The organism is Streptomyces sp. NPDC030165, assembly GCF_055573595.1.
The window spans coordinates 164386-190675 of record NZ_JBVIBD010000016.1 but is presented as its reverse complement, the minus strand read 5'-3'; the positions used below and the strand labels follow the sequence as shown (position 1 = coordinate 190675).

General features: G+C 72.9%; 31 protein-coding genes. 16 read left to right on the top strand and 15 right to left on the bottom strand.

Annotation, left to right across the window (positions count from 1 at the left end; translation table 11 throughout):
* Positions 1-186: 186 nt before the first annotated feature.
* Entirely contained in the window at positions 187-486 is a 300-nt protein-coding gene (locus tag ACZ4Z1_RS28115) for a hypothetical protein (protein WP_468489423.1), read from the top strand.
* A 232-nt stretch (positions 487-718) separates the two neighbouring features.
* On the opposite strand, the gene ACZ4Z1_RS28110 is transcribed toward ACZ4Z1_RS28115, so the two are convergent.
* Together ACZ4Z1_RS28110 and ACZ4Z1_RS28105 are read right to left on the bottom strand one after the other, a co-directional pair.
* Entirely contained in the window at positions 719-1051 is a 333-nt protein-coding gene (locus ACZ4Z1_RS28110; protein WP_468489422.1) for an STAS domain-containing protein, read from the bottom strand.
* Between the two features lie 134 nt (positions 1052-1185).
* Positions 1186-2220, bottom strand: coding sequence for a Ppx/GppA family phosphatase (locus ACZ4Z1_RS28105; RefSeq protein ID WP_468489421.1), 1035 nt, complete (start codon positions 2218-2220; stop codon positions 1186-1188).
* Between the two features lie 210 nt (positions 2221-2430).
* Between ACZ4Z1_RS28105 and ACZ4Z1_RS28100 the strand changes: the two genes are divergently transcribed.
* The 3 genes from ACZ4Z1_RS28100 (at position 2431) to ACZ4Z1_RS28090 (ending at position 4312) form a co-directional block, all read left to right on the top strand.
* Positions 2431-3192: an ANTAR domain-containing protein gene (locus tag ACZ4Z1_RS28100; RefSeq protein WP_468489420.1), complete on the top strand. Its 762-nt coding sequence runs from the start codon at positions 2431-2433 to the stop codon at positions 3190-3192.
* Positions 3193-3387: 195 nt separating this feature from the next.
* Entirely contained in the window at positions 3388-3783 is a 396-nt protein-coding gene (locus ACZ4Z1_RS28095) for a DUF2795 domain-containing protein (protein ID WP_468489419.1), read from the top strand.
* 61 nt (positions 3784-3844) lie between these two features.
* On the top strand, positions 3845-4312 hold the full coding sequence (locus tag ACZ4Z1_RS28090; protein ID WP_468489418.1) for a DUF5709 domain-containing protein: 468 nt from the start codon (positions 3845-3847) through the stop codon (positions 4310-4312).
* A gap of 54 nt (positions 4313-4366) precedes the next feature.
* On the opposite strand, the gene ACZ4Z1_RS28085 is transcribed toward ACZ4Z1_RS28090, so the two are convergent.
* On the bottom strand, positions 4367-4684 hold the full coding sequence (locus ACZ4Z1_RS28085; protein ID WP_468489417.1) for a hypothetical protein: 318 nt from the start codon (positions 4682-4684) through the stop codon (positions 4367-4369).
* Positions 4685-4925: 241 nt separating this feature from the next.
* Here ACZ4Z1_RS28085 and ACZ4Z1_RS28080 point away from each other — a divergent pair, with 241 nt between their 5' ends.
* The 3 genes from ACZ4Z1_RS28080 to ACZ4Z1_RS28070 are packed head-to-tail and all read left to right on the top strand — an operon-like array spanning position 4926 to position 6994.
* Positions 4926-5810, top strand: coding sequence for an SDR family oxidoreductase (locus ACZ4Z1_RS28080; protein WP_468489416.1), 885 nt, complete (start codon positions 4926-4928; stop codon positions 5808-5810).
* Positions 5811-5837: 27 nt separating this feature from the next.
* Positions 5838-5957, top strand: coding sequence for an LPFR motif small protein (locus ACZ4Z1_RS28075; RefSeq protein WP_275126499.1), 120 nt, complete (start codon positions 5838-5840; stop codon positions 5955-5957).
* Positions 5954-6994, top strand: coding sequence for an SDR family oxidoreductase (locus tag ACZ4Z1_RS28070; protein WP_468489415.1), 1041 nt, complete (start codon positions 5954-5956; stop codon positions 6992-6994). Before ACZ4Z1_RS28075 ends, ACZ4Z1_RS28070 begins: the two co-directional genes overlap by 4 nt.
* 25 nt (positions 6995-7019) lie before the next feature.
* On the opposite strand, the gene ACZ4Z1_RS28065 is transcribed toward ACZ4Z1_RS28070, so the two are convergent.
* Together ACZ4Z1_RS28065 and ACZ4Z1_RS28060 are read right to left on the bottom strand one after the other, a co-directional pair.
* Complete coding sequence (locus ACZ4Z1_RS28065; protein WP_468489414.1) at positions 7020-7625, bottom strand: flavodoxin family protein; 606 nt, start codon at positions 7623-7625, stop codon at positions 7020-7022.
* 129 nt (positions 7626-7754) lie between these two features.
* Positions 7755-8246 carry a DUF6328 family protein gene (locus ACZ4Z1_RS28060; protein ID WP_468489413.1) on the bottom strand — a complete coding sequence of 164 codons (492 nt, stop codon included), beginning with the start codon at positions 8244-8246 and terminating at the stop codon, positions 7755-7757.
* 127 nt (positions 8247-8373) lie between these two features.
* Here ACZ4Z1_RS28060 and ACZ4Z1_RS28055 point away from each other — a divergent pair, with 127 nt between their 5' ends.
* Positions 8374-9177 (top strand): acyltransferase, encoded by an 804-nt coding sequence (locus ACZ4Z1_RS28055; protein ID WP_468489412.1) that lies wholly within the window; start codon positions 8374-8376, stop codon positions 9175-9177.
* Positions 9178-9193: 16 nt separating this feature from the next.
* Here ACZ4Z1_RS28055 and ACZ4Z1_RS28050 read toward each other — a convergent pair whose 3' ends face one another.
* Positions 9194-9955 (bottom strand): Mut7-C RNAse domain-containing protein, encoded by a 762-nt coding sequence (locus tag ACZ4Z1_RS28050; RefSeq protein ID WP_468489411.1) that lies wholly within the window; start codon positions 9953-9955, stop codon positions 9194-9196.
* A gap of 146 nt (positions 9956-10101) precedes the next feature.
* Between ACZ4Z1_RS28050 and ACZ4Z1_RS28045 the strand changes: the two genes are divergently transcribed.
* The gene (locus ACZ4Z1_RS28045) at positions 10102-11070 is read left to right on the top strand and encodes a DUF3048 domain-containing protein (protein WP_468489410.1); all 969 of its coding nucleotides are present in this window, start codon (positions 10102-10104) and stop codon (positions 11068-11070) included.
* A 172-nt stretch (positions 11071-11242) separates the two neighbouring features.
* Here ACZ4Z1_RS28045 and ACZ4Z1_RS28040 read toward each other — a convergent pair whose 3' ends face one another.
* Positions 11243-11569, bottom strand: a complete 327-nt coding sequence (locus ACZ4Z1_RS28040) for an STAS domain-containing protein (RefSeq protein WP_468489409.1) — start codon at positions 11567-11569, stop codon at positions 11243-11245.
* 65 nt (positions 11570-11634) lie between these two features.
* Between ACZ4Z1_RS28040 and ACZ4Z1_RS28035 the strand changes: the two genes are divergently transcribed.
* The gene (locus tag ACZ4Z1_RS28035; protein WP_468489408.1) at positions 11635-12243 is read left to right on the top strand and encodes a TetR/AcrR family transcriptional regulator; all 609 of its coding nucleotides are present in this window, start codon (positions 11635-11637) and stop codon (positions 12241-12243) included.
* Between the two features lie 4 nt (positions 12244-12247).
* Complete coding sequence (locus ACZ4Z1_RS28030) at positions 12248-12421, top strand: hypothetical protein (RefSeq protein WP_468489407.1); 174 nt, start codon at positions 12248-12250, stop codon at positions 12419-12421.
* Positions 12422-12750: 329 nt separating this feature from the next.
* On the opposite strand, the gene ACZ4Z1_RS28025 is transcribed toward ACZ4Z1_RS28030, so the two are convergent.
* Both ACZ4Z1_RS28025 and ACZ4Z1_RS28020 read right to left on the bottom strand, forming a co-directional pair.
* A complete protein-coding gene (locus ACZ4Z1_RS28025) occupies positions 12751-13239 on the bottom strand; it encodes a GNAT family N-acetyltransferase (protein WP_468489406.1) in 489 nt (162 codons plus the stop codon).
* A 172-nt stretch (positions 13240-13411) separates the two neighbouring features.
* Positions 13412-13819 carry a CoA-binding protein gene (locus ACZ4Z1_RS28020; protein WP_468489405.1) on the bottom strand — a complete coding sequence of 136 codons (408 nt, stop codon included), beginning with the start codon at positions 13817-13819 and terminating at the stop codon, positions 13412-13414.
* A 317-nt stretch (positions 13820-14136) separates the two neighbouring features.
* On the opposite strand from ACZ4Z1_RS28020, the gene ACZ4Z1_RS28015 reads away from it, so the two are divergent.
* On the top strand, positions 14137-14757 hold the full coding sequence (locus ACZ4Z1_RS28015) for a YigZ family protein (RefSeq protein WP_468489404.1): 621 nt from the start codon (positions 14137-14139) through the stop codon (positions 14755-14757).
* Between the two features lie 22 nt (positions 14758-14779).
* Here the strand turns inward: ACZ4Z1_RS28015 and ACZ4Z1_RS28010 are convergent, their stop codons facing one another.
* From ACZ4Z1_RS28010 to ACZ4Z1_RS27985, 6 genes are all read right to left on the bottom strand, one after another.
* On the bottom strand, positions 14780-15886 hold the full coding sequence (locus tag ACZ4Z1_RS28010; RefSeq protein ID WP_468489403.1) for a serine hydrolase domain-containing protein: 1107 nt from the start codon (positions 15884-15886) through the stop codon (positions 14780-14782).
* Positions 15883-16818, bottom strand: a complete 936-nt coding sequence (locus tag ACZ4Z1_RS28005) for a DUF6895 family protein (RefSeq protein WP_468489402.1) — start codon at positions 16816-16818, stop codon at positions 15883-15885. The genes ACZ4Z1_RS28010 and ACZ4Z1_RS28005 overlap by 4 nt, the downstream gene beginning before the upstream one ends.
* Entirely contained in the window at positions 16815-17642 is an 828-nt protein-coding gene (locus ACZ4Z1_RS28000; protein ID WP_468489401.1) for a hypothetical protein, read from the bottom strand. Before ACZ4Z1_RS28000 ends, ACZ4Z1_RS28005 begins: the two co-directional genes overlap by 4 nt.
* Positions 17639-17833 (bottom strand): hypothetical protein, encoded by a 195-nt coding sequence (locus ACZ4Z1_RS27995; protein WP_468489400.1) that lies wholly within the window; start codon positions 17831-17833, stop codon positions 17639-17641. Before ACZ4Z1_RS27995 ends, ACZ4Z1_RS28000 begins: the two co-directional genes overlap by 4 nt.
* Before the next feature lie 220 nt (positions 17834-18053).
* Positions 18054-18599 (bottom strand): cysteine hydrolase family protein, encoded by a 546-nt coding sequence (locus ACZ4Z1_RS27990; RefSeq protein WP_468489399.1) that lies wholly within the window; start codon positions 18597-18599, stop codon positions 18054-18056.
* 1 nt (position 18600) lies between these two features.
* The gene (locus ACZ4Z1_RS27985) at positions 18601-20079 is read right to left on the bottom strand and encodes an aminotransferase class I/II-fold pyridoxal phosphate-dependent enzyme (protein WP_468489398.1); all 1479 of its coding nucleotides are present in this window, start codon (positions 20077-20079) and stop codon (positions 18601-18603) included.
* 365 nt (positions 20080-20444) lie between these two features.
* Here ACZ4Z1_RS27985 and fdh point away from each other — a divergent pair, with 365 nt between their 5' ends.
* From fdh to ACZ4Z1_RS27965, 4 genes are read left to right on the top strand one after another with little or no spacing between them, the layout of a single operon-like run.
* Positions 20445-23693: a formate dehydrogenase gene (gene fdh, locus ACZ4Z1_RS27980; RefSeq protein ID WP_468489397.1), complete on the top strand. Its 3249-nt coding sequence runs from the start codon at positions 20445-20447 to the stop codon at positions 23691-23693.
* Entirely contained in the window at positions 23690-24631 is a 942-nt protein-coding gene (locus tag ACZ4Z1_RS27975) for a 4Fe-4S dicluster domain-containing protein (RefSeq protein WP_468489396.1), read from the top strand. Before fdh ends, ACZ4Z1_RS27975 begins: the two co-directional genes overlap by 4 nt.
* Entirely contained in the window at positions 24628-25716 is a 1089-nt protein-coding gene (gene nrfD, locus ACZ4Z1_RS27970) for an NrfD/PsrC family molybdoenzyme membrane anchor subunit (RefSeq protein ID WP_468489395.1), read from the top strand. The genes ACZ4Z1_RS27975 and nrfD overlap by 4 nt, the downstream gene beginning before the upstream one ends.
* Positions 25713-26102 (top strand): hypothetical protein, encoded by a 390-nt coding sequence (locus ACZ4Z1_RS27965; protein ID WP_468489394.1) that lies wholly within the window; start codon positions 25713-25715, stop codon positions 26100-26102. The genes nrfD and ACZ4Z1_RS27965 overlap by 4 nt, the downstream gene beginning before the upstream one ends.
* The last annotated feature ends 188 nt before the right edge of the window (positions 26103-26290 follow it).

The following is a 26290-nucleotide window of genomic DNA, read 5'->3' as shown; positions in this document are numbered from 1 at the left end:
GCGCTGCGCTGACCTGGTGGTTCCCCTCCCGGCGGGTACCGGATACGTCGGCCGGAAAGTCCGCCGCCCGCGGGACCGCTGGAGTGGTCGCCCCTGCCCGGTGGTTTGCCGTGTCGCCGCAGGGTGACCCGACAGACGACGTGAAGCTCCAGCCAGCGTGTACGACCGGCAAGGAAGGGAGCGGCCATGCCCTTGCTCGCCGCCCTCTGGCCTCTGGCGATGCTCGGACTCGTGATCGCCCTGGGCCGGTACGAAGACGCCCTGCTCCGCCCCCGTCACCCGCACCGGCCGCCCTCGGCCGAGCCACCGGACGTCACTGCACGCGGCCGGCAGTACCGCAGGCCGGGCCCGTACGGCCGGGCCGCCGCCATCGACCGGTACCGGCACTCCTCGCCGCCGACCCGGCTGCCCGCCCACCCGCTGGTCCTCCGGTCCGGCGCGCCCCAGCGGCTTCCCCGGCGCCACGACCACCGGCCGTCCTCCTGACCTGGCGGGTGGCCGGAAGGAAGAAGCGGCGCCGGCGGCTGTGTTCTCAACCGGCCCGGCGCCTGCCTTCCGGCGGCCGCTTGCGGAAGGCTGGGGGACGGGTAACTCGTCACCCCAGTCGGTAAACACCCCTTTTGAACGGCGACTGGGACGATGTGTACGAATGGTGTGTCATAAGGCGTTTCCGTGCGGCCGTTTCCGGGTGGCGGCCGGGGCGAGGTGATCCGTACGGCTATGCCGCGGCGAGGGCGTCCTCCAGCGAGCTGTGCAGCGGGATGGTGCGGTGCGCCCCGGTGAGCCGGAACGCCTTGCGGACCATGGGGCGGTCCGTGGCCACGCTCAGCGTCACGCCGCGCTCGCGCGCGGTCCGCTGGCAGTTCAGGAGGGTCTGGAGGCCGGCCACGGTGATGATGGGGGCGCGCAGGTCGATGACGACCTCGTTGGCCTCGGGTGCGCGCAGCAGGCCCTGGAGGCCGGCGGCGACCTCACCGGTGTTGGCGATGTCGATGATCTCGGGGACCTCGATCACGAGGCGGTCGGCGATGCGGTAGTTCGACAGGTGCATGATGACTCCAGCACGGGCGCGGAACGCCCGGTGCGGCTCGGCGTGGATGGTGTGTGGGTCCGGTTCCGGGCCCGGGACGGGCGGTGCGGAACCAGGCAGGCCGGGTTCGGCACCGGCCCGTACGGAGTGCGCGTTCAGCCGGCCGGTGCCCGGTCGAGCGACAGGCGGCGCGGCACGGTGCCGCTGCCGGGCTCACCGCCTGCCCAGGCGTCCCCGTGCCGCGCTACGGGGCTCGGCCACCAGTCCTGACCGCCCTGCTCCAGGTGGCGCAGCAGCACGCCTTCGCGCAGCGCCCACGGGCAGATGGTGACCTCGTCGATCCCCATGCTCTTCATGGCCTGATGGGCGACGACGGCCCCGGCCGGTGCCTGGCGGGAGCGGGCGGCCGAGATGCCGGGCAGCTCAGCCCGCTCGGCAGCGGTGAGCGCCGACAGCCGCCGTACCGCCTCCTTCAGGTCCGTACGGGCCAGCCGGCGCTCGACGAACGGACCGTCCCGGCCGGGCGCGGCCCCGCACAGCCGGGCCAGCTGCTGGAACACCCGGGACGTGGCCACGACGGTGTGCGGCTCCTCCCAGCGCACCCGGGCCGCCACGTCCTTGAGCGTCGCGCGCACGTACCGGCGCAGCTCCCGCAGCGCTGCACGGTCGGGTCTGCCCTTGCCCGGCAGGAACTCCCGGGTCAGCCGCCCCGCGCCCAGGGGCAGGGAGAAGGCGGAGTCCGGCAGGGCACCGCGGCCGAACGCGACCTCCAGCGAACCCCCGCCGATGTCCAGCAGCGCCATCGGGCCGGCCTGCAGCCCGATCCAGCGCCGCGCCGCGCGGAACGTCAGCTCCGCCTCCATCTCACCGGGCAGCACCGCCAGCCGCATACCGCTCCCGGCGCGCACCGTCTCCAGCACCTCGTCGCGGTTGGCCGCGTCCCGGACCACCGCCGTGGCGTACGCGAACAGCCGGTCGCAGTGCCACCGGCCGGCCTGCTCCCGGGCCTGCGCCACCGCAGCCGCCAGCCGCTGTGCCGCCTTCGGGGGCACCGTCCCGTCCCTGGCCACGTGCTCGGCCAGATGGACCGGATCCTTCAGGGAGTGCGCGGGCAACGGCACACCGCCGACCACCTCGCTGATGAGCAGATGTACGGAATTCGAACCGGCGTCGAGGACGGCTAAGCGCATGTCTGCGCGGGTACCCCTTCCGGCCCGTTTCAGCGCCCCAGCCCCAGACCGGTTCCGGACCGGTCCCGGTCCGGTCGGGGCCCGTCGCCGGAGGCTGTGGGCAGGAGCGTGTGCGGTCTGTTCCGGGATACCCGGGAAGCAAGGCCCGGGGCGGTGCACCCGGCCCATGAGCGGCAGCCGCCGGTGCCGCTGCCGAAGGGAGAACCCGTCATGTCAGCGTCCGACCGGGAAGAATCGCTGATCGCCGCCCTGCTCACACTCGTCGACCCGGCCGCCGGCCAGGACGCCGGACCCGTGGAACGGCTCGCCACGTACTGCGTACGGCTCCCGGGGGTGCAGGCGGGCGGCGTGCTGATGGCACGCGACCGGGAGCGGCCCACACTGGCGGTGGGCTTCGGAGACGCGGGCGCCCGGCTGCAACGGGTCCGGTCCGTACTCGACGAGGGCCCCTGCCGGGACGCCTGGCGTACGGGGACGAGGCTCACCGACGTACCGCTGGGCCACCCGGATTCCCGGGCCCGCTGGCCGCGCTTCACCGCCCAGGCGATGGACGAGGGCTTCAGCGCGGCCACCGCCCTGCCGGTGCGCTACCGGAGCCGGCGGCTGGGGTCCCTCAACTTCTTCCACCAGTACCGGGCGCTGGCCCGCAAGGAGGTCGCGACGGGCCAGGCGCTGGCCGACGCCGTGGCGATCGGACTGGCGTACCGCATGGACCTGCGCGAACTCAGGTGCCTCAGGGACCGGACCGGGCAGCTCCAGACCGCCCTGGACAGCAGGGTCGTCATCGAACAGGCCAAGGGTGCGCTCGCCGAGCGCCAGAACCGTACCCCCGAGGACGCGTTCCAGGTGATGCGCGGCTACGCCCGCGCTCACCAGCGCAAGCTGACCGAGGTCGCCCGGCAGGTCATGGACGGGCCGGCCGAGTCCGGACCGTTCGCCCGGCCCGGGCCCGGCCGACCGGGGGGCCCGTAACCGTCCCCGGGCCGCTGACCGGCAGGTACGTCCCCGGGCCGGCCGCCCCGGAGCCTGTGCCGCTCTCGTTCGCTCTCGGCTTCGGGCTGTTTCGCGAAAGGGCCAACGGGCACTCCGTACCGCATGGCACGGGAGGGCCCGGACGTGCGGGGCGGGGACGGAAAGAAATCGGTGAGTCCTGGAGGCAGAAAAGCAATGGATCACGGTACGAACAAGGCCGGCCCGGCCCGGGACGACATGCTGAAGAAAGAGCTCCAGGGTGAATTGAAGGCCGACCGCGCACTGCGCGCCGAAGAGGACCACGAACGGGAACCGTCGGGCGAGGACCAGCCCCCGGTGAGCCGGACCGCCGGTACCACCGCGCCGGGCAGCGTTCCGGACGGTATGACGCCGGAGGCCGTGGAAATCCGTACCGAAATGGCCCAGCACCTGGGCCGCAGCCTGTATCCGGCCGACCGCGACACCATCGTCAGCACACTTCGGCGGAACAACGCACCGGACCGGCTGGTCGCACTGGCCGAGCGCCTTCCGGAGAACGAGCGGTACGAGAACGCGCAGCGCATCGTGGAATCACTGGGGCTCAGCAGGTAACGGAACACCGCGACCGCGAGAGCACCCGAACGATCGTCACTGCGCTGGAAAGAGAGCTGTCATGTCCGATGAAGCGATGGGCGACGAGGTCTATCAGCCGGCCGCGTCCGACAAACAGGGACTGTCCGACGAAGTCGACATGGAAGACGCTCTCGACGAGCCGGACTACGACGAGATGCTGGACCAGGGGTATTCGCCCCCCGAAAAACCCTTGGCGGTGAACCAGACGGGCACCACCGCGAACGAGCAGCGCGCGGGCGAAAGCCTCGACGAACGGCTCGCCGAGGAGGAACCGGACGTCGAACCCCCGGACGGCGACGGCATCGGCGACCAGCAGGACGCCGAGGGCGAGCCCGTCGACCGCCAGGTGGGGGACAGGCGCGCCGGGCGGATGACCGGCACCGACGAGGGCGACGCGCTGCGGCTGCGCAACGACGAGGTCGGCCGTGACGTCGGCATCGACGGCGGGGCGGCATCGGCCGAAGAGGCCGCGGTGCACATCGTCGACGACCCCGACCTCTCGCGCTGACGGGCCGCCGGCCGCCCGCGGCGCGTCCGGCCGCGCCGGTCCCGACGCCGCGGGTCAGGAGGCCTTCTTCGCCTGGCTCCGGCTGCCTCTGCTGCCGGACAGCGCTTCGATGAGATCGTCCCGCGTCATCGAGGACCGGCCCTGGACGCCGGCCTCGGTGGCGCGTTCGTACAGCTCGGCCTTGCTGAGCTGTGAGAAGTCGGTGGAGGACGACCGGCCCGCGCCCTTTCCTCCGGAATGGTCCTCCCTGGAACGGTTTTCCCCCGAACGGCCTTTTCCGGAGCCGCGCTTCGCCGCCACCGCCTTCGTTCTTCCCTTCTTCCCCTTCGACGAGCCCCTGGCCATGTCCACACTGGCCTGCAAGGCGCTCATCAGATCCACCAAAACAGGGACCCGCTCCAAATGGCTCGTGCCATGGCCTGCACCATTTCCGCGGCCATCGCACGCCGGTTACCGGCCCGCCGCATTCCGGCCGCGGCACACGGACGGGCAAGGGCCCGGCGACGGTCGGCGACGGATCTCCAATGGGCCGGAAAGGGGGGAAAGACGCCACGTGTTCCCGTGCGCAGGACGGGTACCGCGTAGACATGGTCAGATTTTGGAGGTATCGACGATGACCGGTAACGACCAGCGAAATCCCGTGGAAGAGCACCCGAAGCCGGAATTCCCCCAGCAGGACCAGCCGCATCCCGGCGCGACGGACGGCATGGCGCCGCGGCCCGACCACGGCGAGACGTCGTACGAGGGCACCGGGCGGCTGCGGGACCGCCGTACGCTGATCACCGGCGGTGACTCGGGCATCGGGCGCGCGGTCGCCCTCGCCTTCGCCCGGGAAGGAGCGGACGTCGCCTTCACCTATCTGGAGGAAGAGGAGAAGGACGCGCGGGAAACCGTCCGGCTGGTCGAGGAGGCGGGACAGCGGGCCCTCGCGGTGTCGTGCGACATCCGCGAGGAGGAGCAGTGCCGCGCTCTCGTGGACCGGGTGGTGCGCGAATTCGGCCGTATCGACGTCCTGGTCAACAACGCGGCTTATCAGATGGCGCAGTCCGAGGGCATCGAGGGAATTTCCACGGAGCAGTTCGACCGGGTGGTGCGCACCAATCTCTACGGCATGTTCTGGCTCTCCAAGATGTCGCTTCCGCATATTCCTGAGGGCGGCAGCATCATCAACACGACGTCCGTCCAGGCGTATCAGCCGAGCCCGCACCTGCTGGATTACGCGACCACCAAGGGCGCCATCGTCACCTTCACCCACGCACTGGCCGGCAACCTCGCCGAGCGCGGCATCCGCGTCAACGCGGTGGCTCCCGGACCGGTGTGGACCCCGCTGATCCCCTCGACGCTGCCGGACACCACCGAGTTCGGCAAGCAGAGCCCGCTGGGGCGGGCCGCCCAGCCCGTGGAGATGGCGCCCGCCTACGTCTTCCTCGCGTCCCAGCAGGCCAGTTACATCACCGCGGAGATCGTCAACGCGACCGGCGGCACGCCGCTGCCGTAGCCGTACCCGGCTCCCGAGGAGGTTCCCATGCTCAGCGCCATCGCCGACGTGTTCCGCGCCATCGGGAGCACGCTCGCCTCCGTCGTCACCCTGCCCTTCCGTGCCCTCGCCCGTCTCTTCGGCGGCGCCTCGCGTGGTGCCCGGTGAGCCGCCGGCACCGGCCCGGGCCGCAGACCGTCGTCATCACCGGGGCCAGCGCCGGCATCGGCCGGGCCACGGCGCGGCTCTTCGCCGCGCAGGGCGCCAATGTCGCGCTGGTCGCCCGCGGCCGCACCGGGCTCGACGCCGCGGCGGCCGAGGTCGAGGAGCGGGGCGGCCGGGCCCTGGTACTGCCCACCGATGTGGCCGACGCGGACCAGGTCGAAGCGGCGGCCCAGGCGGCGGAGGATGCCTTCGGACCGATCGACGTGTGGGTCAACGACGCCTTCAGCACGGTGTTCGCGCCGTTCACGGAGGTCGAAGCGGCGGAGTACCGGCGCGCCACCGAGGTGACGTACCTCGGGTTCGTCAACGGCACACGGGCCGCGCTGCGGCGGATGCTGCCGCGGGACTCGGGCGCGATCGTGCAGGTCGGCTCGGCGCTCGGCTTCCGCTCCGTACCCCTGCAATCGGTGTACTGCGGCGCCAAGCACGCCATCAACGGCTTCACGTCCAGCGTCCGCACCGAACTGCTGCACCAGGGCAGCCGCGTGGCCGTGACCGTCGTCCAGATGCCGGCCGTCAACACGCCGCAGTTCGACTGGGTGCTCTCCCGGCTGCCGAAGACGCCCCGTCCGGTCGCCCCGGTCTACCAGCCGGAGGTCGCCGCCAGGGCCGTGCTGCACGCGGCGGCCCACCCGCGGCGCAAGCAGTACTACGTCGGCTTCTCCACGGTGGCGGCCATCGTGGGCAACCGGATCGCGCCCGCCCTCCTGGACCGCTATCTCGCCCGTACGGGGTACGACTCGCAGCAGACGGACGAACGGGCGGACACGGGCCGGCCGGAGAACCTGTGGCAGCCGGCGGACGGCCCGGACGGCACCGACCACGGCGCGCACGGCGTCTTCGACGACAGCTCCCACCCGCACTCGCCCCAGGCGGCCCTCGCGCGTCACCCCGTACTCGTGGCGGCCGCCTCGGCGGCGGCCGGTGCGGCGGTGGGCGCCGTACTGGGACCCGTACGGCGAAGCCGGCGCGGCCGCTGATCCGGCGGCCCGCCGGCCGGGGCCCTCACGACGACGGCGGATAGGAGTACTGGCGCAGCAGCCGCACCAGGTGCACGGCGTTCACGGCGAGCGTGCGCGTCGTGGACGCCACGGTCTTCGGCCGCTCGTCCAGGTCCTGGTAGTCCGTGCCGTGCTGCGCCTCGCCCACCCAGTACGTGACGGCGTTGGGCGCGAGGGAGAAGCCGAGGTCGTTGAGGCCCTGGAAGAGGTCGGCGCTGACCTTGTGCGCGCCGTCCTCGTTGCCGACCACGGCCACGGCGCCGACCTTGCCGTACATCAGCTGCCGTCCCTGTTCGTCGGTCTCGGAGATGTCGGCGTTCAGCCGCTCCAGCACCCGCTGGCACAGGCTGGAGGGGTGCCCGAGCCAGATGGGGGTGGCCAGCAGCACGATGTCGGCCGCCAGGATCTTCTCGCGCAGCCCCGGCCACGCGTCGCCGCTGCCCATGTCCACCGCGACGCCGGGACGGACGTCGTGGTCGGCGACGCGTACGGACTCGCACTGCACCCCGAGGCCGGCCAGTTCGGCCAGCACCTGGTCGGCCAGCAGCTGGCTGCTGGAGGAGGCGGGGGAAGGGTTTAGGGTGCAGACGAACGCCAGGGCGCGGATCATGGCAGCTCCTCGGAGTCGGCGGGGGCGGGCACGCCGTGGTGCCGCGGTCACCTGTGGTCGGACCGTACCCCGGGTGCCCGCGCCCCGCCGTCCGACACGGAGCGGACGCACGCGGCGGCACGGCAGGGCTCACCTGTCAGCCGCGTACCGGTGCCGCGCCCAGGCGGGCAGCACGAACCAGCACAGCAGGAACCACGCCACCAGACCCGAGACGATCCACGGGACGGCACTGTCGTGCAGCGCGACGCGCAGGATGAGCAGGAACGCCGAGATGATCGTGGCGAGCAGCAGCACGATGCCGACGATGGTCAGCCGGGACGCCCAGGCGACCGCCTGCGGCTTCAGGTGCCGCCCGGTGACGAGCCGGTGGAAGGCGACCGGCCCGATGAGGGCGCCGTTGGCGGCCGCGCCCAGGCAGAGCGTCACCACGTAGATCGCCTTGTCGGCCGGCGCCAGGGCGGGGAAGCGCGGGGTGAAGACGACGGTGAGCAGGAAGCCGAAGAGGATCTGCACGCCGGTCTGGGCCACCCTGACCTCTTGCAGCAGCTCGTTCCACCGCCGGTCGGCGCGCTCCTCGGGCGACTCGCTACGGCCGTCGACAGCCTGCGCGGCGGGTTCCATGTCCCAACGATAGGCGGGCCGCCGGGCTCTGTCCCCTCGGTGCCGGGCCGCCGTCCGCCCGCCGGTGGGGTGAAGATCACAGGGGGTGGCGGGGCGGGTGACGCACCGGCCTGAGTACGGTGAGCGGGTGCCGAAGAAGAACGTGTTCTCATCCGTGGCGGCGTGGCGCCGCCGGGCGGTGTCCCGCGCGGTGCACCGCGGAGCGCGCTGGGTACGGGAGGCGGGCGCGGTCACCGCCGAACGCCCGGGACCGTACCGCTTCCGCCGGCTCGGCGCGGGCGCCCGGCTGGCGTTCCCGCAGGGCACCGTCTTCGGCGAACCCTGGATCGAGATCGGCGAGTACTGCATCATCGCCCAGGACGTGACGCTGACCGCCGGGATGATGCCCGACCTCGACCTCGGCGCCGACCCGATCCTCACCCTCGGCAACGGCGTCGTCCTGGGCCGCGGCAGCCATGTGATCGCCGACGTCCGGCTGACCATCGGCGACGACTGCTTCTTCGGTCCCGGCGTGTACGTCACGACCACCAACCATAGCTACGACGACCCCGAACTCCCGGTCGGCAAGCAGTGGCCGCGCAGCGAGCCCGTCGCCGTCGGCCCGGGCAGCTGGGTGGGGACCGGTGCGGTGATACTGCCGGGTGCCCGGCTGGGCCGCAACGTGGTGGTCGCGGCCGGTGCGGTCGTACGGGGCGAGGTCCCCGACCACTCGGTGGTGGCCGGGGCGCCCGCCAAGGTCGTCCGCTCCTGGGACCCGGAAGCGGGGTGGCAGCCGCCGCTGCGCACCCCGGCGCCGGTACCGGTGCCCGAGGGCGTGACCTCCAGGGAACTCCTGGCCCTGGCCGCGCTGGAGACCGGCGCGGACGGCGCGCTGCCGGTGGGGCCGGAGCCCGCCACGCCGGTGCCCGGGGCGGCCGCCGACGCTCCCTGAGGGCCGGGGAGGGCCCTCACCCCTGCGCGGCAGAGCCGTCCCGGGCCGCCGCCGCGCCGCCGAACTCGCGTACCGCGGCGTCGACGACGGCCTCCAGCCGGGCGTGGTGCGCGCCGTGCCAGTACACGCGGTCGCAGGCGGTGCACTGGGCGAACACGTCGTACGTACGCCGCGTACCGCCCTCCAGCCGCTCCTCGACGGTGCCCTTCTCGGCCTCCTCCAGCAGGCCGTTGCAGGCGGTGCACCGGGTCCACGGCGCGAGTTCCGGCGCGAACCGGCCCAGTACGTCGCGCAGTTGATCGTCGGGGCGGTCGCTGTAGACGTACGCCCCGGCCCAGTTCTCGCGCCGCCGCAGCAGGCCGCGGTCCCGGGACAGCAGCACCCGCCGCTCGGCGGCCGACCGCGCGGCCAGGGCCGGGTCACCGATGTCCTCGCTCTCGTACGCCGCGTCCACACCCAGCAGCCGCAGCCGCCGCGCGAGGGTGCCCAGGTGCACATCGAGCAGGAAGCGCAGCGGGGCGCCCGGCACCTCCTGCGGCCGTTCGACCGCGCACACCTCGACCGACTCGCCGTCCCGTGGCACGTGCGAGACCGGCACCTCCTGCCCGTCCACGAGCAGGCGGCCCACCTCGGTGAGCGGGACACCGAGCGATTCCACGACGTGTCCGAGGGTGGACGACCCGTCGGTGCGCAGGGCGGTGCGGCCCTGGCGACGGCCGGCGGAGACGAAGAGCCGCAGCTCGGGGGCGACAGTGAAGTGGATCTCGGGTCGGTTCACGCCGCCAGGATGCCATCGCGGCGCGCGGCGGTGGGTACCGGGCCGCCCCGGACCGTACGGACGCCCTCGGCGCCTGCGCCCTCTCGCCACACGGCCGTTCTTGTGGTGTCCTCGACGGACGGGGCGGCACGGACGGGAGGACGGCGGTGCGCGCGAGGAGACGTACGGTGCGGGCCGGAGCGGCGCTGCTCTGCGTCCTGCTGGCCGGTGTGGCGAGCGGCTGTCAGAGCGGTACGCCCGCCGGGCGTTCGCCGTTCACGGGCAAGGCCGCGCGGGCCGCCCCGGTGCTCGCCGTGAAGATCGACAACGTACGTGCCGCACGCCCCCAGACGGGCCTCGACGCCGCCGACATCGTCTACGTGGAACGGGTCGAGTCGGGGCTGTCACGGCTGCTGGCCGTCTACTCCTCCCGGCTGCCGCCGGCCGTCGGCCCCGTACGCAGCGCCCGAGAGTCGGACCTCGAACTGCTGCGCCAGTTCGGCCGCCCCGCCTTCGCCTACTCCGGCACGCAGGCGAAGCTGGAGCCCGCCGTCCAGGCGGCCCCGCTGTACCCGCTGCCGCCGGGGAAGACCGGTGAAGGCTACTTCCGCGGCCGGGACCGCGCGGCGCCCCACAACCTCTACCTCCGCCCCGAACGCGCCCTGAAGGCGGCACCCGGCGCGAGCACCGCACGCGACATCGGGTTCCGCTTCGGCGCCGCCCCGTCCGGCGGCCGCAACACACCCTCGTACACGGCCCGTTACCCGGCCGCCCGGTTCTCCTTCGACTGGTCGGCGAAGCGGCGGGGCTGGCTGGTGTCCATGGACGGTACCCCCGTCAAGGCCGCGTCCGGGCAGCTGCTCGCGGCCCCCACGGTCGTCGTCCAGGGCGTACGGATCCGCCCCTCGCGCTACCACGACCGCTGGGGCGCCTACTCCCCGTACACCGAAACCACCGGTTCCGGGCCCGCACGGGTGCTGCGCGACGGCAAGGCGTACGAAGCCCGCTGGTCGCGCCCGTCCCCCGACGGCGGCACGGACTTCACCACGGCGTCGGGCACACCGCTCACCTTCGCGTCCGGGCAGGTGTGGGTGGTGTACGTACCGGAGGAAGCGGTGGGCGGCGGGGTCGGGTAAGCGCATCAGGTGCCGCGCCCGGCCACCCCGGCGCCGCACGGGCGGGACCGCCGAAGGGCGGGAATCCTCCGGAACCAGGACGTCACGACCGGGCACGTCGGGACCGGGCACGTCGGGACCAGACACACCAGGACCGGGCACGTCAGGGCGAGGGAAGCCAGGACCCGGGAGGTCAGGGACGGCGGGCGACTTCCCGGAGCCGGCTCGGCTGGCTGCCCCAGTTGCGGGTGCGGGCCCGGATACGGCGCCGGTGGCCGAACGCGTGCAGCCGCTCCACGAAGTGCAGACCCGCCGAGTCCATGAAGGTGACCTCCGCGATGTCCAGGGTGACGCTGCTGGTCATGGGCGGCAGGCCGTCCAGGGCCTGGTCGAGAAGGCTTACGGAAGCGCAGTCGATCTCCCCTCTCGGGCTGAGCACGGCCCGGTCACCGTGCAGACGGGTGCGGACCGTCAAGATGTTCAGGAAGTCCGGGCCAGACAGTTCTGTCTCAGGGGCCATGCCCTTACCGTGGCAGGGTCGGACGAGCCTGTCCACAATCACCACCACGTTGTCAGGGGGACACGATGGCTCCAGGGGACGCGACGGCCGCCGAAACCACGGTGCCGGCAGTCCGTCCGCCGGCCCAGGCACGCGAGCGCATCCTGGAGACGGCCTACGAGCTGTTCTCCCGGCGCGGCATCCGCGCGGTCGGCGTCGACGAGGTGATCGCCCGCTCCCGCGTGGCCAAGGCCACGCTCTACCGCAACTTCCCCTCGAAGGACACTTTGGTGCTGGCGTTCCTCGAACGCCGCGAGGAGCGCTGGACCCGGGGCTTCGTGGAGGCCGGCGCGCGGCAGCGGGGCGCCGACCCGGAGAAACGGCTCCTCGCCGTCTTCGACGTGTTCGACGAGTGGTTCCGCGGGCCCGGCTTCGACGCCTGCACCTTCATCAACGTTCTGCTCGAAATGGGCTGGGAGCACCCGCTGGGAAAGGCGAGCATCGGCCACCTGGAGAACATCCGCGCCATCGTGCGGACCCTCGCCGAGGAGGCCGGGCTCCGGGACACCGAGAACTTCGCCCGTTCCTGGCACATCCTCATGAAGGGCTCGATCATCTCGGCGGCCGAGGGCGACACCGAGGCCGCCCGGCGGGCGCAGGACATGGCCCGCACGCTCATCGAGCGGCATCGCTGAGGGGGTGGCGCTGAGGGGGTGGCGTCTCCGGGCCCGGGCACGGTTCTTCGGCGGCTCGGCGGCTCGGCGGCTCGGCGGCTCGGCGGCGTTCGAGTCCGAGGAGATGCACGGTCACCTCAACGACGGTGGCCGGCGGCTGGTGATGACGACGGCCGTGCTCACCCCGCTCACCCGCTGAGACGACGAGCCGTCATCGCGTGGGTCCACCCCGCCCACGGGAGGGGCTGCCTGAAAGCCCTGTCAGGCGGAGCGGCGGACGGCCTGCTCGGACTCTGGGAAGCCTGCACCCGAGCCGGCACGTTCCGCATCGAACCCCGTCCCGGCAATCCCCGTCCCAACCCGGACCCCGGCCCCGGACACGGCAAGACCCCCCGCCCGTTACACCATCCGCACCGACGACGAACAATGCCTCGGCGTGCGCGACGCCCGTACGGCCACCGGCGCCGAGGTGACAGTCCAGAAGTGCACCGGACGTGAAAACCAGACCTTCCTGATCGACCGCGCGTCCTAACCGGGCGAGCCGCGCCACGAGCGCAGGTCCAGCGACAGCGGCGTGCTGTGCTCCGTGAACCCGAGGCTGCGGTACAGACGTTCGGCGTCCGGCGTGGCATGCAGGTCCACACGCGAAACACCACGCTCGGCGAAACACTCCAACAACGCCTCGGTCGTGGCCCTCGCGTACCCACGCCCGCGATACTCCGGATCCGTACAGACGGTGAACACGAACCCGAACAGCCCCGAAGGATGCCCCGGAGCCGGCAGCCGCTCCTCGACCCGCCCCACCGCACACGCCGCCAACCCCACCCCGCCCACGGCCTCCACAACGAACCCGACAAGGCACGGCGACTCCTCCGAAAACTGCCGCCGCGCACTCTCGACCGCGTTCCGCTCCCATTCCCCCGGCTCGTCCCGCCCGTTCATGGCCCCGAACATCAGCCGACGCAGCCTGACAATCTCCTCGGCATCCCCTGGACCCGCAGCACGTATCACGATCATGCCCGGACGCTAACTCACGCACCACGGCCGAGGATGTTCGGCAGGCGGCAGGCGGCAGGCGGCAGGCGGCAGGCGGCAGGTGTGACGCCGCTGCTTGGGTTGCCCGTGGAGGGCTCCTTCGCCTGGGCACCACCTGAGGCGGATGCTGTCTCGTGCCGACAGGTCCCGCCCCTCAGCCCAGCCGGGGTATCTCGATGGCCGGGCAGCGGTCCATCACCATGTCCAGGCCGGCGGTTCTGACCTTGTCGTACGCTGCTTCGTCGATGACGCCGAGTTGGAACCAGACGGCTTTGGCGCCGATGGTCACCGCCTCGTCGGCGATGGTGCCCGCGGCGGTGCTGTTGACGAAGACGTCCACGACGTCGACCGGGAACGGGATCGCGGACAGGGACGGGTAGCCCTGTTCGCCGTGGACCGGTTCGGCTTTCGGGTGGACCGGGACGATGCGTTTGCCGTAGCGCTGGAGGACGTCGGCGACGCCGTACGCGGCGCGGTTGCGATGGGTGGACAGGCCCACGACGGCCCATGTGTCGCCGGTTTCGCGCAGGATCCTGCTGATGGTCGCCGGGTCGCCGTACACAGCTGCCTCCCTCGGTTCTGACCGGGGTCCGGTCGGTGTGGCCGCACGTCGGTGGCCGTCTGGAGAGGACAACGTGTGCGAGGGGGCCAGGATTCCCCTGGGTGGCGGGTTCCGTGTGGTGTGCGGTTGTGCGTGAGGGGCGCAGGCCGGGGCCGTCACGCTGCCCAGAATGACGCCCGCGACGAAGACGGCCGTGGCCAGGGCGGTGCGGGAGGGCAGGGGGTGGGGAGGGAGAGGGAAGGGAGGTAGGGGGAGCGGATGGGGCCTGGGCGCGCAGGGGGGCGGCGGGTGCTTTCTGCGGCGCATAGAGTGGCCTGATGCAGGAGCAGTACCGGACTCTCGCGCGCGAGGGTGTTCACGAGATCGAGATCAACAAGTCCCGCTTCATCTGCGCGCTCGCCCCCGTCGCGACCGAGACCGAGGCCCAGGACTTCATCGCGCGCGTCCGCAGGGAGCACCCGACGGCGCGGCACAACTGTTTCGCGTACGTCCTCGGGGCCGACGGCGGGGTGCAGAAGGCGAGTGACGACGGGGAGCCGGGTGGCACCGCTGGCGTTCCGATGCTGCAGATGCTGGTGCGCCGCGAGGTCAGGTATGCCGTCGCGGTCGTGACGCGCTACTTCGGCGGTATCAAGCTGGGGGCCGGCGGTCTGATCCGCGCGTACGGGGGTGTCGTGGGGGAGGCCCTGGACGCGCTTGGCACGGTAACCCGGCAGCGTTTCCGCCTGGTCACGGTCACTGTCGATCACCAGCGGGCGGGGCGGGTGGAGAACGATCTGCGGACCACGGGCCGGGCTGTGCGCGAGGTGACGTACGGGGCCGACGTACGTATCGAGGTCGGGCTGCCGGAGTCCGACCTGGAGGCTTTCCGGGCCTGGCTGGCCGATACGACGGCGGGCACGGCGGGGCTGGAGGTCGGCGGGGAGGCGTACGGGTAGGCGCCCTCGGGCCGGTTCGGGGTCAGGTGGGCGGGGTGCGCAGCAGGTCCGTCAGCGCGTCGTACGCCTGCTGGACGAATGGGGCGCGGCGGCCCGGCGTGCAGTTGGCGAGGGCGACCAGCGCGGTGTCGTGCCGTGGGCTGAACCCGGCGAAGGCCGTGCAGCCGCGGGTGCCGCCCGAGTGGTGGTAGAGGCCCGAGCCGTCGGACCGGAGGCGGATGTTCCAGATCAGGGCGAGCTGGGATGTGCCGCGGGGGAGGATGAGCCGGGGGCGGGTGACGTCCTCCAGGGCCGTGCGCAAGGGCGCCGACGGTACGCCGGTGACGGCCGCGCTCCCCGGGCCGACCAGCGCTTCGGTGAACGTGAGGAGATCGCGCGCGCTGGAGCGGACGGCGCCCGCGCCGGGCAGGCCCGGGATGGCGAACGGCGGCCGGGGGTGGCGGCGCCGGTAGCCGGTGACCTGGCTGCCGCCGGGAGGCGGGTCGGCCGTGGCGCTCGTGTCGTGCAGGCCGAGGGGCCGCAGGACGCGGGCCGCGAGCAGGTCCTCGTACGGGAGCCCGCCGGACGCGCCGCACAGCGCGTGCCCCAGGAGGCCGGCACCGAAGTTGGAGTACCGCACCCGGGTGCCCGGCCGGGACCGCAGCCGGGTACGGGCCAGGGCGCGCAGCACGTCCGCACGTGTGAAGCCGGCGTACGGGTTGGTCATGAGGCGGCGTGCGGCGGAGCGCAGCAGCCCCGGGGGCAGGCGGGGCAGGCCCGAGGTGTGGGTGGCCAGGTGGGTGAGGGTGATGTCCGTGCCGCGTACGGGGAGGCGCGTACCCGGAGGGAGATGGCGGGCGGCGGGGTCGTGGTGGCCGACCTCGCCCCGGGCGGCCTGCTCGGCGAAGAGCAGCGCGGTGAACGTCTTGGAGAGCGAGCCGAGCTCGAAACGGGTGGAGGGCTCCACCGGCGCGCCGCCCGCGAACGCGGTGCTGCCCCGGACGAGGAAGGACCGCTGCCCGCGCCGGTACAGGCCGACGGCGACGGCGCTCGCGTCCGGGGCCGCCGACAGCAGCGCTTCCGGCAGGTCCCGCAGCAGCGCCTCGGGCAGGTCGGGGGCTGCCGCTGCGGACGGCGCTCGCGGCGTCATGGACCGGGCTGTCCCGTGTCGCCCAGTGCCCGGGTCAGGGCGACGGTGCCTGCGACGACGGCCACGACGGTGGGGTGCTGGTGCGCGTCGAAGAGTTCGGCCGGGTCGCCTTCGACGGGCTGGTCGTCGCGGGGCACGAGGCCGTCCTCGTGCTGGAGGGCGGCCAGCCGCTGCCAGTCGTCGGTCTCCGCCCAGGGTTCCGGCAGACAGGCGCCGACGATCATCAGCTCGGCCGTCAGGTCCCACTGGCCGTTCTCCGCCCAGATGTCGGTCCACACCGGGAGCCACCGTGTGAGGTATTCCGCGAGATCGGCCGGGAGCCCGGCGGGCAGCCGGCCCCAGTCGGTGAGGTGGAAGGCGGTGTGGGTGACGCCGTATCCGGTCAGCCAGTCGATGTGCCAGGGCTCGGGTGTGGAGCCGAGCCAGGTTTCGCGGGTCAGCGCGCCCCAGTCGTAGGCTGCCGGGCCGTGGTCGAGGCCGACGACGCGCGCGGCGTTGGCCACCGCGAGCCGCCGGTTCGGTACGTGCTCCACGGCGTGCGTCGATCGCAGCGTGCCCGTGTGGGCGGCCAGCCGTTCGAACTGCGGGTGGTGGTAGCCGCCGCGGACGAAGTGGGCGTAGGTCTCCAACGGGTCGGTCTTGAGCGGGTGGCGCAGCAGCCGTTCGTACAGCAGCGCCCCGTGGTCCACCTGCTGCCAGCAGAACTCCAGCAGCTCGCGCGCCATGGCCAGTTCGGCCGTTCCCGCGACGCCGCCGCGCAGGACCAGGGAGGCCGCGAGTGCCGTTTCGCCCAGGCCTTTGTACATGTCGGCGTCGTCGACGAGGTCGGCCCGGGGGCAGTCGGAGAGCTTGCCGTGCTCGCGGTTGGCGTGCAGCCAGGCCAGGGCCCGGGAACCGATGGCGTGCGCGGTCTGCGCCGGGGCCGGGCTCATATGTCCTCCAGGCCGAGCAGCCGGCGGGCGACGGCGGTGTCCAGCGTGGGGCGGTCGCCGCCGCCGAGCAGCCCGATGTGTTCGGTCAGGGGCGCGGGGTCCAGCGGCAGCTCGGCCCCGTCGGCGCGGAGCCAGGCGAGCCAGCGGGTGATGCGGGCGGCGGTGGGGTGGTCCCGCCGCAGCGTGGCACGGGTGGCACCGCGGGCCAGGCCCAGGGCGCCGGAGCGGGCGGCGTCGTGCACCGGCCCGTCCAGTCCCGGCAGGGCGAGTGAGGCGAGCTTCCCCATCCGTACGGACCAGGACACCCAGCCTTCCCGTACGGGGGCGCCGGGGCAGTCCGGAGGGATGTCGCCGTCCGCGCCGGTGGTCGGTGGCAGGTTGCGGGGCGCGGCGTCGTCGCACCGCGGGGGGCCCTGGGGGAGGGGCGCTGCCCGTACCGGCGAGTTGGCGGGATCGAGGCGGGACAGCACGGTGGCGAGGCCCCAGTCGATCCAGGCCATGATCCACGCTTCCTCGGTGCCTGCGGGCGGTGCCGGGGGCGGCGTCTCGTCGGGCGGCAGGGCACTGAGTGCCAGGCTGATGGCGGCCGTATCGCCGGCGGGCGCGGCTTGACCGGTCAGTACATACGGCGCGAGGACGTCCGCCCCCAGAATGCGGACGGCGCCCAGCGCCACCCCGGGGCCGCCTCCGGACGCCGACGCCGCGGCCTCCACGTGGGCCGCGGCCACGGCGGCGCCCCCGGTGCCCCGGAGGGCATCGAGGGCGCGACGGGCCAACTGGTCGGCCGATTCGCTGTGGGCGGTCCGTGAACGCTCGGAGATCACCGGCGCTTCGTTTCCTTCGGCTCCTTGGGCGAGAGGAGGAGCCCCAGCAGCAGGACGCCGACGCCACCGGCGGCGGCTTCCGGTGAGGGCACCGGCGCGTCGCTCAGCGGCGCTTCGGGCTGGGCGGCCACCCATCCCAGTGCTTCCTTGTCGAGGGTGAGGCCGGTGGGCTGAAGGGTCTGGGCAAGCATCATTCGCTCCCTCGAAGAGATGTCATCACCAAGGTCCGGTGATGCCCCCGATGCCACCTCCCAAAGTACTCCTATGTCGACATATCGACCATTCGTGTGCAAAGAGAATGCCGGGCGGCGGGACCGCCTGTGCGCAGGGACAATGCCCGCCGTACCGGGGCGGGGGCCGTCCGGAGCCCGCCCGGGCTGACCTGCCGTCAGGTCAGGGGGCGTGAGCGGCTCACCCGAACAGCTTCTCCGCCCTCGAATCCGTCACATCCGCGCCCATGTTCCGCTCCATCATCCGCAGGGCGGCCTCGGCGAGGTCGCCGTGGATGTGGGCCACCGCGTCGCGCGGGACCGCGACGTCCAGGTGGCGGATGTGCGCGTCGAGGGCCGAGTACAGCACGCACTGCTCGGTCACCTGGCCGCAGAGCACTGTCCGGTCGATGCCGTGCTGGCTGAGCAGGTACGCCAGCGGCGTCTCGTAGAAGATCGAGTGCCGGGCCTTGACCACGAACAGTGAGGCGTCGTCGGGGCGCAGGGGCTCCACCAGGTCGGCGTGCGGCCCGTCCAGCGCCGTACGGACGATCTCGTCGTGGTGCGAGCGCCACCGGCCGAAGTTGTCGTTGACGTAGATGACTTCGACGTCCGACTCCCTCGCGCGGGCCCGTTCCAGCACCCGCAGCATGCCGGGGAGCGCGTCGCGTACCGACGGCAACAGCTGCTCGGCGTCCTGGTGTTCATACGTGTTGATCATGTCGATCACGATGAGCGCCGTACGCATGTCAGCCGTTCCCTTCGACGAGCACCCGGACGGTCTTCAGCTCGGGGTCGGCCGCGTCGGGCACGTTCATACCGGCCCGCACCCCGCTCGTCAGATAGCGCACCACGGGCTCGTCGAGCCGTTCGCCGGGCAGCGCTGCCGGGATGCCCGGGGGATAGGGCGTCAGCATCTCGGCCGCGATCCGGCCGGCCGCCGCGTTCACCGGTACGTCCTCGACCTCGCCGAAGTAGGCGTCGCGCGGCAGGCACACCTGCTCCAGCCGCAGTTCGCCCGGCGTCGGCACCTCGACCTCCGGAGCCGGGCGCAGGCCCGCGGCATGCCGCGACAGGTCGCGCAGGGCGTCGAGCAGCACCCCGGCGGTCGTGTCGTCGTCGGCGTGGGTGAGCTGGGCGCTGATCCGCCGGTGGTCGGCGAGGTGGGCGTCGACGGAGCGGTGCTCACGCAGCCAGTCGGCGGCCCGGTAGCCGGACGTGCCCAGCCCGCTCACGTCGATCACCACGGGCAGCGGGTCGAAGTCGTCGGCCAGCCCCGGACCGCAGAAGTCGGCCCGGTCGTTGACGTGCAGCCCGTCGATCTTCTCGATGCCGGCCCGGACCCGCGCGGCCAGGTCCAGGGCCCGGCCCATCAGGTCCCGGCCCCGCAGGGCCATCTGCCGCCGCCAGCCGTCCAGCCCGGCGTACAGCAGCACCGAAGGGCTGGTCGTGTCGAACAGGTCCGCCCGTGACTTCAGCACGGTCGGTTCGATCAGATCGCCCCCCAGATGGAACACCGAGCCCTGCTCCAGCCCGCTGCCCATCTTGTGGATGCTGGTCACGCAGACGTCGGCACCGGCGTCCATCGCCCAGGACGGCAGGTCCGGGTGGAAGGGCAGATGCGCGCCCCACGCCTCGTCCACGATCAGCGGCCGCCCACGCCGGTGGCACACCTCCGCCAGCGTGCTCAGATCCGCGCACGCGCCGTACGGGGTGGGGCTGGTCACCAGCGCCCCGCGGGCGTCGGGATGCTCCTCGAAGGCCCGCTCGAACGCCTCGACCGGCGGCGGATGGGCGATCCGGCGCTCCGCGTCCCACTGCGGGTCCAGCCAGATCGGCCGTACGCCGGACAGGATCAGCCCCGACACCACGGACTTGTGCGCGTCCCGGCCGACCAGCAGCTTCTCGTGCGGGCCCGCGACGGAGAGCATCGCCGCCTTGACGGACAGGGAACTGCCGCAGGTGGAGAAGAACGTGTGCGAGGCGTGCACCGCGTCCGCCATGAGCGCTTCGGCCCGCTCCAGCACCCTGCCCCGGCTCAGCCGGTCGTCCAGGCCGCCGGAGGCCAGCAGATCGCTGTGGAAGACCGCGTCGCCCAGCACCTCCCGCACCAGCGGATCGGCGCCGCGGGCCTGCTTGTGTCCCGGCGGGGTGAAGGAGACCTCCCCGGCCTCGCGGTAGCGGGCCAGCGCCTCCAGAACCGGTGCCTGCGTGTGATCGACAGCCATGCGCCAGGGGTTCCCCGGGCCCGTACGGGTCAATCACCGCACCGCCCGATTCCGCCCGTGGCGCCGCTCACCCGTACGGCGACGGGCGAGCGCACACTCACCCGTACGGCGAACGAGCGGGCGTGCCGGCAGCGGCACCGGCCGGACGTGCCCCCGGCCCCCGTCGATCTTCACCGGTCCGTACGGGTTTTCCCCGCCCGGTGCGGGGAACCCGCCCTCGCGCCGCCGGTCGGGCACCGGCGGCGCGACCTGCCGCCCCCGGTGCCCCGCTTGCCGCCCCCGCTCGCCGCCGGGGCTCCGGCGGGCGAGCCTTTGAGGAGGCACCCGCCGCCGTGGCAGACCGCAGACCCGCTGGAGGAGTAGCAATGGGCGTGGGCAAACGGGTTCGCGACTGGCCCGTGTACCGGCAGCTGACCGGGGGCGACCCGCTGGGCCGGGGCCGCGCCGCGATGTCGCCGTACACGGAGCGGCTGCGCCCGCGCACGGACTCCGCCGACCGGATGGTGCGTTCCGTCTGCCCGTACTGCGCGGTCGGCTGCGGCCAGCAGGTGTACGTCAAGGACGAGCGGGTCGTCCAGATCGAGGGCGACCCGGACTCGCCCGTCAGCCGCGGCCGGCTCTGCCCCAAGGGCTCGGCGACGCTCCAGCTCACCACCGGCTCGGCCCGCCGCCACCAGGTGCTCCACCGGCGCCCGTACGCGACGGACTGGGAGCCGCTGGACCTGGAGACGGCCATGGACATGGTCGCCGACCGGGTCGTCGAGACCCGCCGCCGCACCTGGGAGTGGGAGTCCGACGAGGGGCTCTACACGGCCCGCACGACGGGCATCGCCAGCCTGGGCGGCGCCACCCTCGACAACGAGGAGAACTACCTCATCAAGAAGCTGCTGACCGGCCTCGGCGTGGTGCAGGTGGAGAACCAGGCCCGGGTCTGCCACAGCTCCACCGTTGCCGGCCTCGGCACCTCCTTCGGGCGCGGCGGCGCGACCACCTTCATGCAGGACCTCCAGCACGCGGACTGCATCGTCATCCAGGGCTCCAACTTCGCCGAGGCACACCCCGTCGGCTTCCAGTGGGTGATGGAGGCCAAGGCCCGGGGCGCCCGCGTCATCCACGTCGACCCGCGCTACACCCGTACCAGCGCCCTGGCCGACCTGCACGTCCCCCTGCGGGCGGGCAGCGACATCGCCTTCCTCGGCGGGATCATCAACCACGTACTGACCGAGGAGAAGGACTTCCGCGAGTACGTCCTGAACTACACCAACGCCGCCACCCTGGTCGGCGAGGACTTCCGCGACACCGAGGATCTGGACGGCGTCTTTTCCGGCCTGGACGAGGGCGGATCCCACTACGACACCCTCACCTGGCAGTACGAAGGCGTCGACGTGCAGGCGCCCTCGGGCGAGGTGGACGAGCTGTACGAGGCCCGCGTCCAGCAGGCCGGCGGCTCCGAGACGCACGGCTCCGGCGGCGCGCGCACCGGACAGCAGGCGCCGCGCGACGAGACACTGCAACACCCGCGCTGCGTCTACCAGGTCCTCAAGCGCCACTACGCCCGCTACACCCCCGAGACGGTCGAGCGGATCTGCGGAGTGCCGCGGGAGACGTTCCTGCGGGTGTGCGAGGAGCTGACCGCAAACTCGGGCCGCGACCGCACCAGCGCCTTCTGCTACGCCGTGGGCTGGACCCAGCACTCGGCCGGCGCGCAGTACATCCGGGCCGCGAGCGTCCTGCAACTGCTCCTCGGCAACATCGGCCGCCCCGGCGGCGGCATCCAGGCCCTGCGCGGCCACGCCTCGATCCAGGGCTCCAGCGACATCCCCACCCTCTTCAACCTGCTGCCCGGCTACCTGCCGATGCCGCACGCCCACGCGCACGAGGACCTGGACACCTTCGTGCGGACGAGCCGCACCGAGAAGGGCTTCTGGGGCAACATGCGGGCCTACTTCGTCAGCCTGCTCAAGGCGTACTACGGCGACGCGGCCACCGCGGACAACGACTACTGCTTCGGCCACCTGCCGCGCCTGACCGGCGCGCACTCCACGTACGAGACCGTCATGGCCCAGCTCGACGGCGTCTGCAAGGGCTACTTCCTGATGGGCGAGAACCCCGCCGTCGGCTCCGCCAACACCCGCCTGCAACGCCTGGGCATGGCCAACCTGGAGTGGCTGGTCGTACGGGACTTCTCGCTCATCGAGTCGGCGACCTGGTGGCAGGACGGCCCCGAGATCGAGACCGGTGAGCTGCGCACCGAGGACATCGGCACCGAGGTGTTCTTCTTCCCGGCCGCCGCGCACACCGAGAAGTCAGGCTCCTTCACCAACACCAACCGCTGGGTGCAGTGGCACCACACGGCCGTCGAACCCGAGGGCGACGCCCGCAGCGACCTGTGGTTCATGTACCACCTCGGCCGGCGCATCAAGGCGAAGCTGGCCGGCTCCACCGACCCCATGGACCGGCCCGTACAGGATCTGACCTGGGACTACCCGGTGCACGGGCCGCTTCGGGAGCCGGTCGCCGACGCCGTGCTCGCCGAGATCAACGGGCACGGCCCGGACGGCGCCCCGCTGACCGCGTACACCGAGCTGAAGGACGACGGCTCGACGCGGTGCGGCTGCTGGATCTACTGCGGCGTGTACGCGGACGGCATCAACCAGGCGGCCCGCAGGAAACCGCACACCGCACAGGACTGGGTCGCCAAGGAATGGGCCTGGGCCTGGCCCGCCAACCGCCGCATCCTCTACAACCGCGCGTCCGCCGCCCCCGACGGCACACCCTGGAGCGAACGCAAGGCGTACGTGTGGTGGGACGCGGCCGAGAGGAAGTGGACCGGCCACGACATCCCGGACTTCATCCCCGACCGCGCTCCCGACTACGAGCCACCGGAGGGCGCGACCGGCCCCGACGCGCTGCGCGGCGATGACCCGTTCATCATGCAGGCGGACGGCAAGGGCTGGCTGTACGCGCCCGCAGGCCTCGTGGACGGGCCGCTGCCCACGCACTACGAGCCGCAGGACTCCCCGTTCGGCAACGCCCTGTACCCGGCCACGCCGCGCTCACCGGTCCGCCGCCTGCACCCCCGCGAAGGCAACCGCTACCACCCCAGCGGCGACGAACCCGGCGCCGGCGTCTACCCGTACATCGTCACCACCCACCGCCTCACCGAGCACTTCACCGCGGGCGGCATGAGCCGCTGGTCGCCCTACCTCGCCGAACTCCAGCCGGAGATGTTCTGCGAGGTCTCCCCGCAGCTCGCCGCCGAACGCGGCCTGGAGCACCTGGGCTGGGCCACCATCATCACCGCGCGCAACGCCATCGAGGCCCGCGTCATGGTCACCCGCCGGATCTCGTCCCTGACCGTCCAGGGCCGTACGGTCCACCAGATCGGCCTGCCCTTCCACTGGGGGCCCAACGGCGTGGCCACCGGCGACGCCGCCAACGAACTGGTGGCCATCGCCCTCGACCCCAACGCCCACATCCAGGAGGACAAGGCGCTCACCGCCGACATCCGGCCGGGCCGCCGCCCGCGCGGACCCCAACTGCCGGAACTGGTCGCGGCCTACCGGCGGCGCGCCGGCATCGACGAGACCACCGGAACGGAGCCCCGCCCGTGAGCGACCACCTGCTCAGTGATCACCTGCTCAGCGGCGTCGAGCCGGATCCGGCCGGGGACGCCGGGCACTCCGGAGCACCGCCCCGGACGGGGTTCTTCACCGACACGTCGGTGTGCATCGGCTGCAAGGCGTGCGAGGTGGCCTGCAAGGAGTGGAACGCCCTGCCGGAGGACGGGCTGTCCCTCTCGGGCATGAGCTACGACAACACGCAGGGTCTGGGGGCCTCGACGTGGCGGCATGTGGCGTTCATCGAACAGCCGGTCACCGCTGAGGGGCGTACGCGACTGCCACTGGCCGACGGGCCGGACGGCGACCCGGCCGCTCCCGGCGGCGAGCTGCGCTGGCTGATGGCCTCCGACGTGTGCAAGCACTGTACGCACGCCGCGTGCCTGGACGTCTGCCCCACCGGCTCGCTCTTCCGCACCGAGTTCGGCACGGTCGTCGTCCAGGAGGACATCTGCAACGGCTGCGGCTACTGCGTACCCGCCTGCCCGTACGGCGTCATCGAGCAGCGCCCCTCCGACGGCCGCGCTTTCAAATGCACCCTGTGCTACGACCGGCTCGGCGCCGGGCAGGAACCCGCCTGCGCCAAGGCGTGCCCGACCGAATCCATCCAGTACGGGCCGCTGGACGAACTCCGCGAGCGGGCCGCGCTCCGCGTCGACCAGCTGCACGCTGCCGGCGTCACCGACGCGCGGCTGTACGGGCACGAGCCGGCCGACGGCGTCGGCGGGGACGGCGCGTTCTTCCTGCTCCTCGACGAACCCGAGGTCTACGGACTGCCACCGGACCCCGTCGTCACCACCCGCGACCTGCCCGCCATGTGGAAGCACGCGGGCGCCGCGGCGCTCTCGCTGGCAGGCGGCGTCGCGCTGTCGTTCGCCGTGCCCGCGCTGAAGCACCTCGGCACGGCCACCGGACGGAAGGGACGGCGATGAACGGCTCCGATGTCACCCGCGAGGGCTCCGAGGGCGAGCGCCCGGGGCGCGACGCCGCGCCGGAGATGCTGCGCGGCGGACCGGGCGCCGACGGGCGAGGACGGCGCAAGGACGGCCAGCGCGGCCGGGGCGGACGCGGTGAGCAGCTCATGGCACCGCCCGTCGAGTTCGAGTCGTACTACGGCAGGCCGGTCATCAAGGCACCCGCCTGGCGCGCCCGGGACATCGCCGGCTACTTCTTCCTCGGCGGCCTGGCCGGCGCCGGATCGGTGCTGGCCGCCGGTGCCCACGCGACGGGCCGCACCACCACCGCGACCGCCATGAAGGTCTCCTCCCTCGCGGCGGTCTCCCTGTCCACCGCCGCGCTCGTCAACGACCTCGGCAGGCCGGGCCGGTTCGTGAACATGCTGCGGGTCGTCAAACCGACCTCGCCGATGAGCGTCGGCTCCTGGCTGCTGGCCGCCTACGGGCCCGCCGCGGGCGCCGCGGCCGCATCGGCGGTCACCGGAAGGCTGCCCCGGGCGGGCGCCCTGGCGACCGGCGCCGCCGCGCTCCTCGGACCGGCCGTCGCCGCCTACACCGCGGTCCTCGCGGCGGACACCGCTGTCCCCGCCTGGCACGGCGCGCACCGCGAACTCCCGTACCTGTTCGCCGCGTCGGCGACGGCCGCCGCCTCCGGGATGGCGCTCCTCGCCGGCCCCGTACGGGAGACCGCGCCCGCCCGCTGCGCCGCGGTACTGGCCGCAGCCGCCGACGAAGCGGTCACCAAGGCCACCGAGCGGCGCCTCGGCATGGTCGCGGAGACCTGGCGCCAGGGGCGGGCCGGCACGCTGCTCCGTACGGCGCGGACGCTCACCGCGGCCGGTGCCGCCGTGGGCGCCGCGTTCGGAGGCCGGTCACGCACGCTGGCCGCCGCGGGCGGCCTGGCCCTGCTCGCCGGTTCCGCGTGCACCCGCTTCGGGATTTTCGCGGCCGGCATCGCTTCCGCCGAGGACCCCAAGTACACCGTCGTACCCCAACGGGCGGCCAAGGAAGCCCGCCGCACCACACCGGCGCACAGCGCGGAGAGGACACAGCCCACATGACCCGCACACCCCACAACGACGAGCCGGCACAGGTCGTGCTCAGCGCACGGTCCACGGCCGACGCCGAAACCGTGCTCGGCACCCTGCGCAGCTGCTTCGCCTCCGACCGGGCCGACGGCGAGACCGCGCACGACCGGACGCGGCAGCCCGCCGGACACCCGACGGTCTGGACCGAGACCTTCGAGACCTCCGAAGTACGCGGCGACGTCCGGCCGAACGCGGACCTGTCCGCCGCCGTCACCGCCGACCTTCAGGGCAGCCACCTGGCGGTGGACCGGCTGCGGGACGTACTGACGCGTGCGTTCTCCGTCCGTACGGAAGGCACGGTCTCGGGCGATCAGGAGGTCGAGCTGCAAATCGTCCTGGAGAGCGCGGAGCAGAGCTGACCGCTTTCCGGCGCAGACCTGTGCCGCGGACCCGCCCCGGCCAGGGTCCGCGGCACACTTCTGTCTGCCACGGGCCGCTCGTCCGTGACGGGCGGGGGGGGGGGGGAACACAACTTGTTCTTCACCCCCCCCCCCCCGCCCAGGAACCCCCCCCCCCCGACGTGGCACAGGGACCCCCCACCCCTCCC

What these genes read in the sequence shown, in the direction of transcription:
- ACZ4Z1_RS28080 (WP_468489416.1), top strand. Translation starts at nt 4,926, where the DNA reads ATGACCGGTAACGACCAGCGAAATCCCGTGGAAGAGCACCCGAAGCCG.
- ACZ4Z1_RS27990 (WP_468489399.1), bottom strand. Translation starts at nt 18,599, where the DNA reads ATGCGTACGGCGCTCATCGTGATCGACATGATCAACACGTATGAACAC.
- ACZ4Z1_RS28035 (WP_468489408.1), top strand. Translation starts at nt 11,635, where the DNA reads ATGGCTCCAGGGGACGCGACGGCCGCCGAAACCACGGTGCCGGCAGTC.
- ACZ4Z1_RS28095 (WP_468489419.1), top strand. Translation starts at nt 3,388, where the DNA reads ATGGATCACGGTACGAACAAGGCCGGCCCGGCCCGGGACGACATGCTG.
- ACZ4Z1_RS28025 (WP_468489406.1), bottom strand. Translation starts at nt 13,239, where the DNA reads ATGATCGTGATACGTGCTGCGGGTCCAGGGGATGCCGAGGAGATTGTC.
- ACZ4Z1_RS28105 (WP_468489421.1), bottom strand. Translation starts at nt 2,220, where the DNA reads ATGCGCTTAGCCGTCCTCGACGCCGGTTCGAATTCCGTACATCTGCTC.
- fdh (WP_468489397.1), top strand. Translation starts at nt 20,445, where the DNA reads ATGGGCGTGGGCAAACGGGTTCGCGACTGGCCCGTGTACCGGCAGCTG.
- ACZ4Z1_RS28075 (WP_275126499.1), top strand. Translation starts at nt 5,838, where the DNA reads ATGCTCAGCGCCATCGCCGACGTGTTCCGCGCCATCGGGAGCACGCTC.
- ACZ4Z1_RS28065 (WP_468489414.1), bottom strand. Translation starts at nt 7,625, where the DNA reads ATGATCCGCGCCCTGGCGTTCGTCTGCACCCTAAACCCTTCCCCCGCC.
- ACZ4Z1_RS28010 (WP_468489403.1), bottom strand. Translation starts at nt 15,886, where the DNA reads ATGACGCCGCGAGCGCCGTCCGCAGCGGCAGCCCCCGACCTGCCCGAG.
- ACZ4Z1_RS28040 (WP_468489409.1), bottom strand. Translation starts at nt 11,569, where the DNA reads ATGGCCCCTGAGACAGAACTGTCTGGCCCGGACTTCCTGAACATCTTG.
- ACZ4Z1_RS28090 (WP_468489418.1), top strand. Translation starts at nt 3,845, where the DNA reads ATGTCCGATGAAGCGATGGGCGACGAGGTCTATCAGCCGGCCGCGTCC.
- ACZ4Z1_RS28110 (WP_468489422.1), bottom strand. Translation starts at nt 1,051, where the DNA reads ATGCACCTGTCGAACTACCGCATCGCCGACCGCCTCGTGATCGAGGTC.
- ACZ4Z1_RS28005 (WP_468489402.1), bottom strand. Translation starts at nt 16,818, where the DNA reads ATGAGCCCGGCCCCGGCGCAGACCGCGCACGCCATCGGTTCCCGGGCC.
- ACZ4Z1_RS27985 (WP_468489398.1), bottom strand. Translation starts at nt 20,079, where the DNA reads ATGGCTGTCGATCACACGCAGGCACCGGTTCTGGAGGCGCTGGCCCGC.
- ACZ4Z1_RS28115 (WP_468489423.1), top strand. Translation starts at nt 187, where the DNA reads ATGCCCTTGCTCGCCGCCCTCTGGCCTCTGGCGATGCTCGGACTCGTG.
- ACZ4Z1_RS28015 (WP_468489404.1), top strand. Translation starts at nt 14,137, where the DNA reads ATGCAGGAGCAGTACCGGACTCTCGCGCGCGAGGGTGTTCACGAGATC.
- ACZ4Z1_RS28100 (WP_468489420.1), top strand. Translation starts at nt 2,431, where the DNA reads ATGTCAGCGTCCGACCGGGAAGAATCGCTGATCGCCGCCCTGCTCACA.
- ACZ4Z1_RS28085 (WP_468489417.1), bottom strand. Translation starts at nt 4,684, where the DNA reads ATGAGCGCCTTGCAGGCCAGTGTGGACATGGCCAGGGGCTCGTCGAAG.
- ACZ4Z1_RS27965 (WP_468489394.1), top strand. Translation starts at nt 25,713, where the DNA reads ATGACCCGCACACCCCACAACGACGAGCCGGCACAGGTCGTGCTCAGC.
- ACZ4Z1_RS28060 (WP_468489413.1), bottom strand. Translation starts at nt 8,246, where the DNA reads ATGGAACCCGCCGCGCAGGCTGTCGACGGCCGTAGCGAGTCGCCCGAG.
- ACZ4Z1_RS27995 (WP_468489400.1), bottom strand. Translation starts at nt 17,833, where the DNA reads ATGCTTGCCCAGACCCTTCAGCCCACCGGCCTCACCCTCGACAAGGAA.
- nrfD (WP_468489395.1), top strand. Translation starts at nt 24,628, where the DNA reads ATGAACGGCTCCGATGTCACCCGCGAGGGCTCCGAGGGCGAGCGCCCG.